The organism is Rheinheimera sp. UJ51 (assembly GCF_020819615.1).
In the GTDB taxonomy this organism is placed as follows: Bacteria; Pseudomonadota; Gammaproteobacteria; order Enterobacterales; family Alteromonadaceae; genus Alishewanella; species Alishewanella maricola.
The window spans coordinates 87,832-103,265 of the sequence record NZ_JAJHOG010000010.1 but is presented as its reverse complement, the minus strand read 5'-3'; the positions used below and the strand labels follow the sequence as shown (position 1 = coordinate 103,265).

At 47.0% G+C, this 15,434-nt stretch carries 14 protein-coding genes; 9 read left to right on the top strand and 5 right to left on the bottom strand.

Going from position 1 to position 15,434, the window contains the following annotated elements:
- Positions 1-7: 7 nt before the first annotated feature.
- Positions 8-958 (bottom strand): bifunctional riboflavin kinase/FAD synthetase, encoded by a 951-nt coding sequence (ribF, locus tag LMJ53_RS12970; RefSeq protein WP_229586775.1) that lies wholly within the window; start codon positions 956-958, stop codon positions 8-10.
- A gap of 53 nt (positions 959-1,011) precedes the next feature.
- Positions 1,012-2,589: a murein biosynthesis integral membrane protein MurJ gene (murJ, locus tag LMJ53_RS12965; RefSeq protein ID WP_229586773.1), complete on the bottom strand. Its 1,578-nt coding sequence runs from the start codon at positions 2,587-2,589 to the stop codon at positions 1,012-1,014.
- A gap of 176 nt (positions 2,590-2,765) precedes the next feature.
- Between murJ and rpsT the strand changes: the two genes are divergently transcribed.
- A complete protein-coding gene (gene rpsT / locus LMJ53_RS12960; protein ID WP_226751139.1) occupies positions 2,766-3,035 on the top strand; it encodes a 30S ribosomal protein S20 in 270 nt (89 codons plus the stop codon).
- A gap of 98 nt (positions 3,036-3,133) precedes the next feature.
- On the opposite strand, the gene LMJ53_RS12955 is transcribed toward rpsT, so the two are convergent.
- Both LMJ53_RS12955 and LMJ53_RS12950 read right to left on the bottom strand, forming a co-directional pair.
- Complete coding sequence (locus LMJ53_RS12955; protein WP_226751138.1) at positions 3,134-3,430, bottom strand: ArsR/SmtB family transcription factor; 297 nt, start codon at positions 3,428-3,430, stop codon at positions 3,134-3,136.
- Positions 3,431-3,496: 66 nt separating this feature from the next.
- On the bottom strand, positions 3,497-3,913 hold the full coding sequence (locus LMJ53_RS12950; RefSeq protein WP_229586757.1) for a response regulator: 417 nt from the start codon (positions 3,911-3,913) through the stop codon (positions 3,497-3,499).
- A 125-nt stretch (positions 3,914-4,038) separates the two neighbouring features.
- On the opposite strand from LMJ53_RS12950, the gene LMJ53_RS12945 reads away from it, so the two are divergent.
- From LMJ53_RS12945 to smrA, 3 genes are all read left to right on the top strand, one after another.
- The gene (locus tag LMJ53_RS12945) at positions 4,039-5,367 is read left to right on the top strand and encodes a M20/M25/M40 family metallo-hydrolase (RefSeq protein WP_229586749.1); all 1,329 of its coding nucleotides are present in this window, start codon (positions 4,039-4,041) and stop codon (positions 5,365-5,367) included.
- A gap of 184 nt (positions 5,368-5,551) precedes the next feature.
- Positions 5,552-5,845 carry a hypothetical protein gene (locus tag LMJ53_RS12940; RefSeq protein WP_229586747.1) on the top strand — a complete coding sequence of 98 codons (294 nt, stop codon included), beginning with the start codon at positions 5,552-5,554 and terminating at the stop codon, positions 5,843-5,845.
- Between the two features lie 65 nt (positions 5,846-5,910).
- Positions 5,911-6,486, top strand: a complete 576-nt coding sequence (gene smrA, locus LMJ53_RS12935) for a DNA endonuclease SmrA (protein WP_229586745.1) — start codon at positions 5,911-5,913, stop codon at positions 6,484-6,486.
- Between the two features lie 299 nt (positions 6,487-6,785).
- Here the strand turns inward: smrA and LMJ53_RS12930 are convergent, their stop codons facing one another.
- Positions 6,786-7,706, bottom strand: coding sequence for a 2-hydroxyacid dehydrogenase (locus tag LMJ53_RS12930; RefSeq protein ID WP_229586737.1), 921 nt, complete (start codon positions 7,704-7,706; stop codon positions 6,786-6,788).
- Between the two features lie 231 nt (positions 7,707-7,937).
- On the opposite strand from LMJ53_RS12930, the gene LMJ53_RS12925 reads away from it, so the two are divergent.
- The 5 genes from LMJ53_RS12925 (at position 7,938) to LMJ53_RS12905 (ending at position 15,248) form a co-directional block, all read left to right on the top strand.
- The gene (locus tag LMJ53_RS12925) at positions 7,938-9,644 is read left to right on the top strand and encodes a lysophospholipid acyltransferase family protein (protein ID WP_229586734.1); all 1,707 of its coding nucleotides are present in this window, start codon (positions 7,938-7,940) and stop codon (positions 9,642-9,644) included.
- A gap of 116 nt (positions 9,645-9,760) precedes the next feature.
- A complete protein-coding gene (locus tag LMJ53_RS12920) occupies positions 9,761-11,509 on the top strand; it encodes a DUF3300 domain-containing protein (RefSeq protein ID WP_229586717.1) in 1,749 nt (582 codons plus the stop codon).
- Positions 11,510-11,643: 134 nt separating this feature from the next.
- Positions 11,644-12,339 carry an OmpW/AlkL family protein gene (locus LMJ53_RS12915; protein ID WP_229586715.1) on the top strand — a complete coding sequence of 232 codons (696 nt, stop codon included), beginning with the start codon at positions 11,644-11,646 and terminating at the stop codon, positions 12,337-12,339.
- Between the two features lie 147 nt (positions 12,340-12,486).
- Positions 12,487-14,331, top strand: coding sequence for a bifunctional acetyl-CoA hydrolase/transferase family protein/GNAT family N-acetyltransferase (locus tag LMJ53_RS12910; protein ID WP_229586713.1), 1,845 nt, complete (start codon positions 12,487-12,489; stop codon positions 14,329-14,331).
- Positions 14,331-15,248, top strand: coding sequence for a histone deacetylase family protein (locus LMJ53_RS12905; RefSeq protein WP_229586711.1), 918 nt, complete (start codon positions 14,331-14,333; stop codon positions 15,246-15,248). The genes LMJ53_RS12910 and LMJ53_RS12905 overlap by 1 nt, the downstream gene beginning before the upstream one ends.
- Positions 15,249-15,434 lie beyond the last annotated feature (186 nt).

Below are 15,434 nucleotides of genomic sequence, written 5' to 3'. Positions count from 1 at the left end.
AATTCCGTTAAGTTAGTGAGTTCAGTAGCGCAGGCTGCTGACTAAAATACTGTTTCGCTGCCGCTTCATCGACGGCGATTTGCTGTTTCAATGCATCCAGATTGTCGAACCGCTGTTCGGCTCGAAGTTTGTGCCGCAGCACCACTTCAATCTGACTACCATATAAATCTTGATTAAAATCAAATAAATGTGCTTCTAGTTGTTCACGCACACCCTGTACGGTTGGCCGATTACCAATATTAGCCACCCCTTGAAACACCCCAAAACAGGTGCGGGCAGTGATGGCATAAACGCCTGATACCGGTAATTTTTTACGGTACAACCAGACATTCGCAGTGGGAAAGCCAAGGTTTCGGCCTAACTTACGACCATGTCTTACTCGCCCAGTTAAAGCAAAAGGCCGCCCTAGCATCGTTTCAGCTAAATGCAGTTGGTCGGCTTGTAAGGCACTGCGGATCAACGTACTGCTGACCCGTTGCTGCTCCAGTTTTAAACTTGAGGTGCTGTTTAAACCAAAACCATACTTTGAGGCGGCACGTTCTAATAATGCGTAATTACCGCTACGGGCTTGGCCAAAATGAAAGTCATCACCCACTATCAAATGCTGTACGCCTAACTTAGCAAGCAGTAAATCTTCAATAAACTGTTCTGGAGCTTGTGCCGCAAAAGCACGATTAAAGCCAACGCAGAGTAATCGGTCGATGCCTAATTCCGCCAACGCTAAATACTTTTCACGAAAGCGAGAGATCCGAGCCGGCGCATCACTGCCCGCGAATAATTCCAGAGGTTGGGGTTCAAACACCATTACGCAAGACGGCAACTGCTTCGACTGTGCCAGTTGTTTAACTTGAGCTAACACGGCTTGGTGCCCCAAGTGCACACCGTCAAAATTGCCGATGGTTAACACACAGCCTTTATGCTGCGGTAATATGTTGTGGATGCCGCGAATTAACTCCATGCCTGCCTTACATTATGCCTGCGGTTGCTTGTCAACTGACGATTATAACCCGATCACCGTTGGCTTTCAGCAACAGTTTTTGCTTTAAAATCAGCCAAACGCACCCCAAACAGGAACAGCAAGGCAAAGTACGCTATTACAGCCAACAGACACAAACTGGATAATTGCACAATTTGCGACGTTAAAGGCAGCGCCACCCAGACACTTAAGCTTGGGCTAACGACATAGAGCGCTGAGGCCATCAATACACTGGCCAAAACAAATTTAGCTAGCATCACAATACTAAAACGGCTTAATTGATATACCCCAGCGAGCTTTAAACCTCGATACAATAAAAATGCATTTAAACTTGCCGACATCGCCGTAGCTAAAGCCAAGCCTACATAACTTAAAAAGGGGGCCAACATCAGATTGAACACCATATTGGCCACCATAGCGATAATGCCAATTCGCACCGGCGTTTTAATGTCTTGCCGCGCATAATAGCCAGGTGCTAACACCTTGATCAGCATATAACTTAACAAGCCACAGCAATAGGCCAATAAGCTGTAAGACACCATTAACACATCTTGCTGGGTAAATTCACCGCGCATAAACAGCACCGTGATAATCGGTTGTGCCAGCACCATTAACGCCAGCATCGCCGGTAAACCAAACATTGCCACAAAGCGCACTGACCAATCCAGCGTGTGAGCAAAGCGCGCAGTATCTGCCGTGGCATGATGCCGCGATAAGTTCGGCAGGATCACCGTGGCAATGGCAATTCCGAATAAGCCCAGTGGAAATTCAATTAACCGATCCGAGTAATATAACCAGCTTACGGCCCCGGTTAGTAAAAACGAGGCAATCACGGTATCGAGCAGCAGATTGATTTGGCTTACAGAAACACCAAACAGCGCTGGTAGCATCAAAGTACGGATCTTTGTCACGTTTTCATCTTGCCAATGCCATCTTGGCAGCACCAGCAAACCGGCTTTAGCTAAAAACGGTAATTGAAATAATAACTGTACAATACCGCCAATAAACACGCCCCAAGCCAATGCCATGGCGGGTTCATCCAACTCAGGGGCCAGATACAGCGCCGAGCCTATAATCGCAATATTTAAGAAAACGGGCGTAAAGGCCGCTACCGCAAAACGGTTATAGGTATTTAGCACCGCGCCCGATAACGCGACTAAAGAAATAAACCAAAGGTAAGGAAAGGTAATTTTTAACATCACACTGGCCATTTCAAACTTGTGCGCGTCAGGCCCGTCATTCAGCCATTCGATAAACCAGCCCATACCAAACAGCAAAGCAATCAGCGGCGAGCCGACCACCCCCACCAGCGTCACTAGAGTGACAATAACACCCAGCGTTCCCGCCACCTTGGCCACTAATTCTCGAACCGCATCATCACCATGTTTAGCTTTAACTTCACTTAACACCGGCACAAAGGCTTGAGAAAAAGCGCCCTCGGCAAAGAGTCGACGTAAAAAATTCGGAATACGGTTAGCAAAGAAAAACACGTCAGCAGCAGCACCCGCACCAACAAAATTGGCAACCACCACATCCCGCACCAGGCCTAACACTCTTGAAATCAACGTCATAAAGCTGACAATCAGCCCTGACTTTAGTAATTTTCCTGACACAGGAGACTCCTTTATTTGCTGCGGCGCTATTTTCACCTGTTACTGAGATCAATTACCAGTGCTCACTGCAATTTAATTACGGGCCTTTTCGTTTAAAGCATTTGACAATGGGCCAGTAAATAGGCATATTATGCGGCCTTTAAAGAGTCCGGTTTTAAGTTTTTAGGAGTGTTACCTTGGCTAACATCAAGTCTGCTAAGAAGCGCGCAATACAATCAGAAAAACGTCGTCAGCAAAACGCCAGTCAACGTTCTATGATGCGTACTTTCATCAAGAAAACCTACGCAGCAGTATTAACTGCTGACGCAGTAGCTTCTCAGGAAGCGTTCAACAAGATGGTCCCTGTTATTGATCGTATGGCAGCCAAAGGTCTGATCCATAAGAACAAAGCAGCTCGTCATAAGTCTCGCTTAAACGCCCATGTAAAAGCGTTAAAAGCAGCCTAATTGGCGATGTAAAACAAAAAAACCAGCTTCGGCTGGTTTTTTTGTAAGTTCATTTCGGCCACACAAAGCCGCCGACAATCAGTGCACAGCGCGACAAATTACTCAGCGCAATACAGTTTGTGTAATAGTGCAATAACCTCGGTTACTTCATCGCTAGAGATCCGATAAAACACCGTTTGCGATTCTTTACGCGTTTTCACCAATTTATTTTTGCGCAATAACGCGAGATGCTGTGAAAGTGCAGATTGGCTTAAATCCAACTTGCTGTTTAATTCACCTACCGACAGCTCGCCTTGCAACAAATGGCATAAAATAATTAAACGGCGCTCATTCGACACCGCTTTCAGTAACTTCACTGCTTCCGCTGAATTTTTCAGCATATCTTCTAAATTCATGTTTTGCACCGCTCATTAAACTAATACTAGCCTGATCTCATTACGACAAAATAATGCTAGTCCAGATCAGACACTACACGACAATAAGGGTTGAACCAGACTTGAGATTCTTTCTGCAGTAAAAGGTTTCACTACAAAAGCTTTTGCTCCGCCTGCTACAGCTGCTTTCAAGTTATCGACACTGGAATAAGCCGAGATCATAAATATATGTGATTGCTGGTCAACACACCTGAAACGTTGCAACAATACCTTACCGTTTATGTCTGGTAGCTGAATATCCAAAAAAACTAATTGTGGTTGATGCTGCATAAACAAGGCTTCGCCTTTGGCGCCGTCGGCTGCCTCTAGCACCTTAGTTACACCAAGTTGCTGCAAGATACTTTTAAGGTAAGCACGCACAGCCACCGTATCATCAACAACAAGCGCCGTTAACTGTTGGGTTACAGGAGTGGGGTTATAGCAGGTTTGAATAAATGCTTGCATCCTTGCAGCGTCTCCATTTTTCGGCTGGTCGAGCAAAAACTGACGTCCAGCGAGTTACATAGGTTTCATCCGTAAAACATGATAACGTTTCCACATCAGTCAAAACCAAACAGCGGGAACAAACCATGAAAGTGTGGATAACAACAATACTAGCAGCTTTTAGCCTAAATGTGCATGCCCAAAATGTAACTATTGATAAAGATTTAGCTTACAAATTAGTTGAATCGTTAACGGTGGAAGTGGGCCCGCGCTTAGCCGGCAGTGAAGCCGATATGCGCTCGGTGCTGTGGGCAGAGCAAAAATTTACCGAACTGGGTTTTGATAAAGTCTGGCGCGAACCCTTTGATATGCTGTACTGGGAGCGTGGGCAAGCTAGCTTAAAAGTGGCAGCTCCTTTTCATCAATCTTTAGTGGTCACCGCTTTAGGTGGTTCAGTCGGTACTCCGTTTGATGGCATCAACAGCCAAGTTGTCATGTTTAATACCTTAGAAGAGCTTAAAAAAGCGGACGCCTCTAAAGTGAAAGATCGTATTGTTTTTATTAATCATGCTTTAGAGAAAGATATTCGCGGTGGTTTTTATGGCCAAGTCGTGGGGGCACGCGCCACGGGTGCAGTTGAAGCGGCAAAACTTGGTGCAAAAGCCTTAGTGATCCGCTCAGTCGGTAGCAGCAATAACCGTTTTGCCCACACCGGTCAAATGCGTTACGAAGAAGGCATTGAACGTATTCCTGCGGCAGCCATTTCCGTACCCGATGCGCAGCAATTGAGCAAGATGCTGACGATTAACCCAGAGCTCACGCTAAACATGCAAATGAGTAATAATCTCCCAGGTACTGTGACCAGCCACAATGTGATTGCCGAGATCAAGGGTAGCAAACGCCCCGATGAAATCGTGCTAATCAGTGCACACTTAGATTCTTGGGATGAAGGTACTGGCGCATTAGATGATGGCGCCGGTGTGGGTATCGTGATGGCAACAGCCGCTTTATTAAAGCAAGAGAAACCTGAGCGTACCATTCGCGTGGTGTTATTTGGTAATGAGGAAGGCGGTTTAATTGGCGCCCGCGCTTATGCCGCTAAACACCATCAGCAATTACACACCCATGTGTTTGCTTCAGAATCAGACTTTGGCGCGGGTCGTATTTGGCGCTTTGACACCGGTATGGGTGAACAAGCATTAGCCTTTGCCAGTGAACTGCAGAAAAAGTTAGCACCGCTGGGTATCGCTATGGGGCCGAACACCGCGTCAGGGGGGCCAGATGTGTCGATGTTAAAAGCACAAGGCGTACCCGTTGCTAGCCTGATGCAGGATGGAACGGATTACTTTGATTATCACCATACCCCAAATGATACACTGGATAAAATTGATCCCACTGCATTGCGGCAAAACCTCGAAGCATGGTTAATTATGACGCGTGAAATTGCCAATAGTCAGGTTAATTTACGTCAGTAATTCGTGACATCAGCGCCGCTCGCTGCGGCGCTGTTCCTTTTGTACTCGCGTTATCGCCTTTGGCAAACCCAGCAAAAAATCCATTACATAAACTAATCTGAAAAATGTAATTTATCTTAGTTGAGTAATCGCTCGACTCTGCTCATAATGCGCGCCATTGCGCACACTATGCCGGAGCATTAACATGGAAAACCTGTTCTACGACATTATCAGCTGGATTGGCCTAACAATTTGTATCGGCGCTTTTTTTATTAAAGATGTGTTCTGGCTTCGATTAGCTACATTAATCGGTTGCAGCTTATTGTTTGTGTATTACAGCCACATCGCCATTCCGCAAGGGGTGATTTCCAACTTATTAGTTTTATTGATCAATGCTTATTACCTGCTGCGTTTTGCTGCTGCCCGTAAAAAAGCCCAAGCCGCCGAAGCAACTGCCAATGATCTGGCGAATATTGAGTTACAAGCGCAAACAAAATAAGCGGCTTTTTTCCAGCAGCCTGACAGGCTATACTCGGCCCTTAGCAGTAAGCATCGGAGTCAGGCATGTCACAAGACGAATTTGAGCTGTTTCTGAGCGAAATGGCCGATGTTAAACCCCTACCGCAAGATGCGGTACTTCAACAAAATGGCGAATTCAGTCCTACCTTAGCGCAGCAGGCCAGACGCAAAGCCGCTGAACAAGAGATGGAGTACGATCCGCACTATTTGAGCATGGAATACGTTGATTTAGTTAAGCCCGACGACGTATTTGCCTATTGTAAAGATGGCGTACAACAAGGTGTGTATCGCAATCTGCGCTTAGGCAAGTATCAATTAGATGCTACGCTTAACCTGCTTGGTAAAAGCTTGCAAGAAGCCCGTAGTCAGTTACTGCAATTTATTACCGACTGCCATAAACGTGGCGTCAGAACTTTATTGATCCAGCATGGTATGGGCCGAAACAGTAAGCCACACCCTGCTATTTTGCGCAGCTATGTTTTTAAGTGGTTACCCAGTTTTACCCCCGTATTAGCCGCTCATACCGCGCAGCGCCAGCATGGGGGTTACAGTGCTACCTATGTGTTATTGCAAAAAAATGCGGAGCAAAAGCGCGAGAACCGTGAACGGCATACTAAATAGCGACGCGTCGAATTGATAAGATCATCAGGTATAAAAAAACAGGGCTGGATAACCAGCCCTGTTTTTTTTAGATCAACCAACTGAATGCTTCAGCTTTGGTAAAAAACGCTGTCAACGCCATAAGGACCACGGCAATAGCGAGTGTGGTAAAGCCAAAACCACGATTGGACGCTTTACTCATAATAAACCTCAAATTACTTTTTCTTATTCTCTATTTTTACTAAGTACTGCAAAATCTCTTTAGCAGAATCAGTCTAATAAAGATAATACTACTATTCAAGTCATTATTATCAATAGGGTTAATAGCCTTGTTGTAAATCGACTTCATTGACTAACGGTTGCCCCTGACAACTGCGTTGGTAGTTTTCCGCAATTTGCGCCACCACGGTCTCCACTTTAGTCACCGCAGAAATATGCGGTGTAATCATAATGGCAGGATGCCGCCAAAACGCATGCTCCGCTACAAGGGGTTCTTGACGGAACACATCTAAACAGGCGGCCGCTAGTTGCCCACTGTCTAACGCGGCGAGCAGCGCCTGCTCATCGACGATGGCGCCTCGCGCCACATTAATCAGAATGGCACCAGGCTTGATCATGGCAAAAAAGTCAGCATTTAACAGGTTTTCAGTTTGTGCAGTTAAAGGCAATAAACAGATCAGCAAATCCGCTGAGCCGACGGCAGCAGCCAATTGCTCGGTACCCGCAAAACAATGAACACCAGCTAATTGTTGTGGGCGGCGCGACCAACCGTTCACTTGATAACCTTGAGCTTTAAAATGCAATGCCGTGGCCGTACCCAGTTCACCTAAGCCAAGTACACACAATGTGCTTAAACGCCGCGGACTTTTCGGTCGCCACAAGGCTTGTTGCTGTTGTTGCTGAAACAGATCGAGCCTTAAACGGTAATACGCTTCAATGCCCGCCAGATAACTGAGCATGGCCTCGGTTAACGCCGGATCGACAATCCGAGCCAAAGGTAAACGCGGTAAGCTGGCATCACTGAGGATCCCATCAACACCGGCACCAAAACTTTGTAAAGCTTTAAGATTCGGCAAGCTGGCCACCGAGCCTGCGGGTTGCTTCCATACCACGGCAAACGTCACGTGTTCTGGCTGTGCGATATCGGGCCAAATTTCAATTGGCGTTGTGGGTAAGGCTTGCTGCAAACGTTGCTGTAAATCATCTAGTTTTCTATCGGGAATAATCAGCGCAATACTCAAAACAACCCCTATAATGCTACTTGTTATTAATGTTTTATCTTAGCATAGCACTGTTAAATGGGTCGCTAAGATAGCGCTTAAATATCCCCATTCACTGCGAAAACAGCTACAGCATTTCATGTGTTTACTGTGTCAAAACTGCCACAAAACTGCCACTTATTTGTCATCTGCGATGAGTAGTCTACAAGGATTCGTCTAGATCGCCAGTCTATCTTGCCTTGGGAATAAACCATGCTTAACGTAGAGCAACTATTAGAACAGCACTTCATGTCCAATCAGCCAAAGCCCTGGTGGTATCGCCCCGGCAAAATGCTCCTCAGCTATTTATTGCACGAGCAGGAATTCCAAGCTTTTGCCGCTCGCTATCCACATTTACAAGGCATGGAGTTTGTTGAGCAAGTATTAGAATACTTTCAGTTTAGCTATAGCGTGCGTGATGATGAGCTAGATCATATCCCTTCGACCGGCCCAGTGTTGCTGATTGCTAATCACCCAATAGGATCGTTAGACGGTTTAGCCCTGTTAAAACTGGTCAGTGGGTTGCGCCCAGATCTGAAAATCATGGCCAATCAACTGCTGATGAGCTTAGCGCCAATGCAAAACTTATTGTTGCCCGTTAATAACCTTAACGGAGGTACAGAACGGCACAAGCTTGAGGCGATTCAACAGCATCTAGCCGCAGCTGGGGCCTTGATAATATTCCCCGCTGGCGAAGTATCACGCTTACGCCCGCAAGGTGTTCGCGATGGTAAATGGCACAGTGGCTTTTTACGCTTAGCCAGCCAGGCTAATGCACCAATAGTCCCACTGCATCTGACCGCACGAAATTCATGGGTTTTTTATGCTGCCTCAGCTTTATACAAACCCCTAGCCAGCATGTTACTGGTAAGAGAGATGTTTAAACAAAAAGGGAGAACCATGGCGGTTCGTATTGGCGAACAAATCCCCTGTAACAGCTTTAGCCAGTTATCATTGCCGGTCCCAGTAAAAGTAAAACTGTTCAAAAAGCAGCTATACCGGCTTGCTACCGATCGCCCCTCACTTTTCATCACGCAAACCGCAATAGCGCGGCCTGAACCAAGAGCGGTATTAAAAAAAGCAATGAGTCAGTGCCAACGGTTGGGTGAAACCCGTGATGGGAAATTAATTTACTTATATCAACATCAACAAAGCTCGCCCATCATGCGGGAAATAGGACGCTTAAGAGAGCTAGCTTTTCGAGCCGTCGGGGAAGGCACCGGGCAACGCCGAGATATTGATCGCTTTGACAGCCACTATGCTCATTTACTGTTATGGGATAACGAAGATTTAGAAATTGTAGGCGCTTACCGCTTGGCTGATACTAACAAGGTATTAGCAGAACAAGGGCCAACAGGCTTATATACCCAAACCTTATTTCAGTTTTCTCCGTCCATGCAGCCTTACTTAGCTCAGGGTTTAGAGTTAGGTCGAAGTTTTGTGCAACCACGCTATTGGGGTAAGCGCAGCCTAGAATATTTATGGTATGGCATTGGTGCCTATTTAAAACAAAATCCGCAGGTGCGTTATTTATTTGGCGGCGTGAGTTTGTCAAATAGCTATCCCGTACCGGCCAGAGATTTATTAGTGTATTTCTATGGTTTGTATTTTGGGTCGGCTATGCCAAGCGCTGAAGCAAAACGCCCTTACCCATTAGCGGCGCCAACGGTGCAGCAATTAGCCCAACATTTTACAGGTAACGACTATGCTGCAGACTTTAGCCAATTAAAACATTTACTAGCGAATATGAAAGTCAGTGTACCTACGCTTTATAAGCAATACAGTGAGCTTTGCACCCCGGGTGGCACAACGTTTTTAGCTTTTGGCGTTGATCCTGAGTTTGCCAATTGTGTTGATGGCTTAGTGTTAGTCGATTTATCCTTAGTAACAGCAACTAAACGCGCTCGCTATCTAGACTAGTGCCAAGATTGTGTAAAGTTCAGCCAAGATTCAGCCATCCTCCTTTATAACCTGAGTGTATGCTACACCAAAGAGTGTTGTGGGCCAGTTGCCAAACGCAGCACTGAGGAGGAATTATGCAAGTCTATCGAGCTTTGCAATCGGTGTTATTGCTCACCCTGCTATTAGTGAGCACCGGCTGTGCTTCGCAAACGCAAAGTAACAATGCCACTGTACAAATCAGTGATGCAGAATTTGATCAAATGCTGGCCCCAGTGGCCCTGTATCCCGACAGTGTACTGACGCATGTGCTGATCGCCGCCACCTATCCATTAGAAGTGGTGCAAGCGGCACGTTGGTTAGAACAAAACCCCAACCTTACGGCAGAAATGGCGGTTGAAGCGGCGAGCTTACAAGATTGGGATCCTAGCGTTCAAGCGTTAACGGCCTTTCCTCAATTGCTAAACCGCTTAAATGAAGATCTGCAGTGGACACAGCAACTTGGTGAAGCCTTTTTAACCGACGAAGCAGCCTTATTAGCCAGTATCCAACGTTTACGTGAACGCGCCTATGCGCAAGGTTCACTGCGTAATAGTGAACATGTCATCGTAGAACGTCAGCGTGAGGTGATTGTGATTGAACCGGCGCGGCGCGAAGTGATTTATGTGCCCTACTACGACACCCGCGTTGTCTATGGTAACTGGTGGTGGCCTACCCATCCACCGGTCTATTGGCATGGCCCTGCTGCATACCGTAATCAAGTGAGCTTTTACTGGGGCTCGGGTTTTCGGATCCGGCCATCATTTTATTTCAGCATCTTCGATTGGCAGCATCGCCATGTCGTAGTGCAACATAATTACTATTATCAACCGCCACGCTATTACCCTAAGCGCCAGCATTTCCACCAAGCCCCCCGCTGGCAACATGATCAATACCATCGCCGGGGTGTGTATTATCGTCAACCCCAGATCGTACACCGCAATAACCACTGGCGTGACGAGCGTAAGCATTCGAATCGTCCGAATGTACAGCCTGAACGCAACAGCGGAAGCTTTATCCCTGCCGACAGTCGTTTACGTCAAAGTAATGTAAGACGTGAACAAGAAGCGGCTCGACAAGCGCAGCGCAGCAATGCGTCGACAACCCGACCGAATGAGCGAGAACGCAACACTGGCCGGATTGCTGAGAAGTGGGCAGAGAATGAGCAACGGACCCAACCGATCCCTGCGCCTGTGACCTCTCAGGACAAAGGCCAGCAAGACAGAGTCGGCTCTGAACGCATACAACCCTTTAATCGCCAAAGCGAACAGCGGATCCAACCGATTGAGCGTGCCACATCTACCGTACAACAGCCGCAATCGATGAGCCGAAATGCACCTGAGCAACGCATCCCGCCCGTTAACCGCGCTGAACAGGAACAACGCATTAAAAGTGTCTTAAGCCGCAACGCGCCAGAACAACGGGTACAGCCGATAACACGCCAAGTGCAAGAACAACGTATGCCATCGGTTAATCGCAATGCGCCAGAGCAACGCGTTCAACCGGTGACGCGTCAAGCGCAAGAGCAACGTATGCAATCGGTTAATCGCAATGCGCCAGAGCAACGCGTACAACCGGTGACGCGTCCAGTGCAAGAACAACGTATGCAATCCGTTAATCGCAATGCACCTGAGCAACGCGTACAACCGGTGACACGTCCAGTGCAAGAACAACGTATGCAATCGGTTAATCGCAATGCGCCAGAGCAGCGTGTTCAACCTGTAACACGTCCAGCGCAAGAACAACGCGCACGGCCCGTGCAAGAACAACGGATCCGGCAGCGCCCAGATACTAATCAGTCTGCCCGAGTGGAGGCCAATTCATCTCGTCAACAACAACTTAACTAGCGGCGGCCTTTTTATTGATTTAAAACAAACTGCCAACCAAAAAGCCTGTCTACCGACAGGCTTTTTTGATCCAGCCCAAAGTATCTGCAGACGAACAGCGCACAATGGCGCCAGTTAATTATCTGGAGAACACCATGAAAGCAATCTTTACCGCAGCAGCCTTAAGTTTAACCCTGTTTAGTGGCACCGCCTTAGCTGATTTTTCTGTCAATCTGGGTGCAATTAGCGTGCAGCCAAAAGATAGCAGCAGCCATCTTGATGTTGTGGAAAGCGTTGCCGGTTTACCTGCAGGCTCTACCGGCGTTAAAGTTAACAACAATACCCAACTTGGCTTAACGTTCGATTATACCTTTGAAAGCAATTGGGCAGTGCAACTGATTGCGGCTACGCCTTTTACACATAAAATCAGCGGTGATGGCGCCTTAGACGGTCTAAACATTGGTAAAACCAAACATTTACCCCCGACGCTATTAGCGCAATATCACTTTGATATAGGTAGCGATCACATTCAACCCTTTGTTGGTTTAGGGGTAAATTACACTAACTTTTTTAATACCGAAGCCGATCAACAATTAGTGTCAACCTTGGTGGCTTTAGGTGCAGCGAACAGTGGTGATGCGGTAACCATCAAACTGAAAAACTCTTGGGGTTTAGCGGCGCAAGCCGGCGTTAATGTCAAGTTCTCCGAAAACTTAGGGCTGCATCTGATGATCAGTAAAATGGACATCGATACCGATGCGCAAGTTCGAGTACAAGGTAATACCATTCAACAAGTGGATGTCAATATTGATCCCTTTGTTGCGATGATTGGCTTACGCTGGACCTTATAATACTTTCAAGCGCTAAATCTCTCCTGCTGGCGCTTGCCAGCAGGTTTACCAAAGGCTGCAGCCAGCTGCATCCGACCAAAGTTGGGTCTGTTCCCGCTGCACAATCTAGACTACAGTAAGGTCTAGCATTTTCGCTGCGGAGTTCACATGGCGCAAAAAACCATTTCATTGAATTGGCAACAGTTATTAAAATCTGGCAGCCGTATTTTTATTGGCTCGCATGCTGCTGTCCCCACGTTATTAATTGATGACTTAATTGCTAATGCCAAAAGTCTGCACGATATTGAAATTGTGCAATTGGTGACCTTCTCTGACAACCGTTGGGCCTCTCCCGAATTTCAGCATCTGTTCAAAGTAAATACCCTATTTATCGGCGGTCATACTATTCGCCAAGCGGTCGCAGAAGGGCGTGCCGATTATACCCCCTGCTTTATGACAGACATCCCGGCGTTGTTCACGGACGGTATTTTACCTTTAGATGCGGCATTAATTATGGTCAGCCCTGCTGATGAGCACGGTTATCACTCGTTAGGGGTGGCAGTCGATGTCATTTCGGCGGCAGCGAAAGCCGCCAAAATAGTCATCGCGCAAGTTAACCCAGCGATGCCAACAACCTATGGCCAATCCTTTATTCATAAAGATGACATTGATGCGTTCTTCTATGCCGAACAAGCCTTACCGGAAATCGAACCACCCGAATTAGATGCGCGCACCGAGCGGATCGGCCAATATGTATCACTACTGGTCGAAGATGGCGCCACCATTCAAATTGGTGTCGGCAAAATTTGCGCGGCGGTCACACGTTATTTAAGCAATCACAAAGATTTAGGCTTACATACCGAGTTATTAACTGATGGCGCTTTAGATTTGATTAAAAAAGGCGTGATTAATAATCGGCGTAAAACCTTTCACCCGGGCAAAAGCGTCACCAGCTTTTGTATGGGCACAAAAAGGTTATACGACTTTGTCGATAAAAACCCTCATATCGGTTTTTATCCCAGCGAATATGTTAACTCACCGATTAATATTGCCCGCAACGATCGCATGGTATCGATTAACAGCGCGATTGAAGTGGATCTGACCGGTCAGATTGTTTCTGATTCGATTGGCCATATGTTTTACAGTGGCGTCGGTGGGCAGGTCGATTTTAGCCGCGGTGCTTCCATGAGCCAAGGCGGTAAACCAATTATTGCCCTGCCCTCTACCGCGAAAAACGGCACCATTTCGCGCATAGTGCCACATATCAAAGAAGGCGCCGGCGTAGTTACCACCCGTGCGCATGTGCATTATGTGGTCACCGAGTTTGGCGTTGCTTCACTGCGCGGTAAAAGTATTCGTGAGCGCGCGCTTGAGTTAATTCGAGTGGCACACCCAAAGTTTCGGAATCAGTTATTAGCCGAAGTTCGCAAAAATTATTGGGTCCCGCATTATCAATTACAAACACCGGTTGATGTGCCTGAGCTTGGCCCAGTCGGCTTTAAAGAGTTAACCTTTAATGGCGAAAAATTTGATATTCGGCCGCTAAACCCGTCTGATGAACGGCGTTTGCAAGAGTTCTTTTATTCACACACCAAAGAAACGCTGCAAATGCGCTACAACTCTGTGCCAACACAAATGAGCAGAGAAAAATCCTGTACCTTAGTGAGCGTTGATCAATCAAAAGACTTGGCTCTGTGTATTGTGAAACAAAAAGGCTCGGTGGTGGAGATCCAAGCGGTGGGACGTTATTACTTGATCCCAAATGAAAATAGCTGCGAAGTGGCCTTCGTGACTCGCGAAGTATTACAAGGCCGCGGTATGGCTAAACGCTTATTGGCCGAGATGATCAATATTGCAACCAGCCGAGGCCTTAACTCCATGCAGGCTTTTGTTCGTTCTGAAAATAAACCCATGCTAAAAGTGTTTGAAAATGCCGGTTTTGTGCGTTTAAAAAGTGACGACCCCACAGAAGTCTATTTAAAATTAACCATCCTAGGTAAAGGAGAAAACTGATGGCTATTACCATTTTTAGTCATCCAAGTTGCTATTACCATGACAACGGCGTCGAACACCCCGAGTGTGGTGAACGGCTGTCGGCCATTAATGATCAAATCATCCGCTCGGGAATGGAATATGTGGTTATGCAGTTTGATGCCACCCCAGCCAGTCGTGAAAGTTTGTATTTAGCCCATGGTAAACATTATGTGGATGAACTCTTTGCCAAAGCGCCGACCGAGGGGCATATTTGGTTAGATCCTGACACCGTGATGAGCCCGAAAAGCCTTGAAGCCGCCATGCATGCCGCAGGAAGTGGTATCAATGCGGTCGACCGTGTTATGGCGGGCAATAATGAACAAGCATTTTGTGCCGTACGTCCACCCGGCCATCATGCCACCCGTGAGCAAGCCATGGGCTTTTGTTTAATTAACAATATTGCGGTTGCCGCTGAACATGCACTCAATCACTATGGTTTATCCCGCATAGCCATTGTCGATTTTGATGTCCACCACGGTAATGGCACCGAAGATATTTTCCAGCACGAACCACGGGTACTGTTTTGCTCCTCTTTTGAACATCCGCTTTATCCATATACCGGGGCGGATACCGAGAATGAGCACATCATCAATTTACCTTTTGCCGGTGGCTGTCGTAGCCAGCAATGGCGCGATCAAGTCTCTGAGCATTGGATACCGGCTATTGATGCGTTCGCGCCACAGCTCATTTTAGTGTCTGCGGGTTTCGATGGTCATGCCGAAGATGAAATGGCGCACTTTATGTTGCGCGAAGACGATTACCAGTGGATCGGCACCGAGTTAAAACAACTGGCGGATAAGCATTGCGAAGGCCGCATTGTCGCCATGCTAGAGGGCGGCTATGCACTTAGCGCCCTCGGCCGCAGTGTGGTGGCTTTTTTAAAAGGGATGATGTAACTAGCAAAACAGCAGCGACACCTAACATTTAGGCCAGTACTGAGCACACTTTGGCTGGAGGCGTCTTTTGCCGGGAAGCTAAAGATAAAGCTACATTGGGTGGGTCTAAGGCTTATAACGTCGCACGGAGTTAGCAACGCCGGGTGCACATATCGTAAAATGTCATCACTTGAAACAAAAACGCCA

Coding starts and splice junctions, on each gene's coding strand:
- LMJ53_RS12940 (WP_229586747.1), top strand. CDS start 5,552: ATGGAAAACCTGTTCTACGACATTATCAGCTGGATTGGCCTAACAATT.
- LMJ53_RS12950 (WP_229586757.1), bottom strand. CDS start 3,913: ATGCAAGCATTTATTCAAACCTGCTATAACCCCACTCCTGTAACCCAA.
- LMJ53_RS12925 (WP_229586734.1), top strand. CDS start 7,938: ATGCTTAACGTAGAGCAACTATTAGAACAGCACTTCATGTCCAATCAG.
- LMJ53_RS12905 (WP_229586711.1), top strand. CDS start 14,331: ATGGCTATTACCATTTTTAGTCATCCAAGTTGCTATTACCATGACAAC.
- LMJ53_RS12910 (WP_229586713.1), top strand. CDS start 12,487: ATGGCGCAAAAAACCATTTCATTGAATTGGCAACAGTTATTAAAATCT.
- LMJ53_RS12945 (WP_229586749.1), top strand. CDS start 4,039: ATGAAAGTGTGGATAACAACAATACTAGCAGCTTTTAGCCTAAATGTG.
- LMJ53_RS12915 (WP_229586715.1), top strand. CDS start 11,644: ATGAAAGCAATCTTTACCGCAGCAGCCTTAAGTTTAACCCTGTTTAGT.
- smrA (WP_229586745.1), top strand. CDS start 5,911: ATGTCACAAGACGAATTTGAGCTGTTTCTGAGCGAAATGGCCGATGTT.
- LMJ53_RS12955 (WP_226751138.1), bottom strand. CDS start 3,430: ATGAATTTAGAAGATATGCTGAAAAATTCAGCGGAAGCAGTGAAGTTA.
- LMJ53_RS12920 (WP_229586717.1), top strand. CDS start 9,761: ATGCAAGTCTATCGAGCTTTGCAATCGGTGTTATTGCTCACCCTGCTA.
- ribF (WP_229586775.1), bottom strand. CDS start 958: ATGGAGTTAATTCGCGGCATCCACAACATATTACCGCAGCATAAAGGC.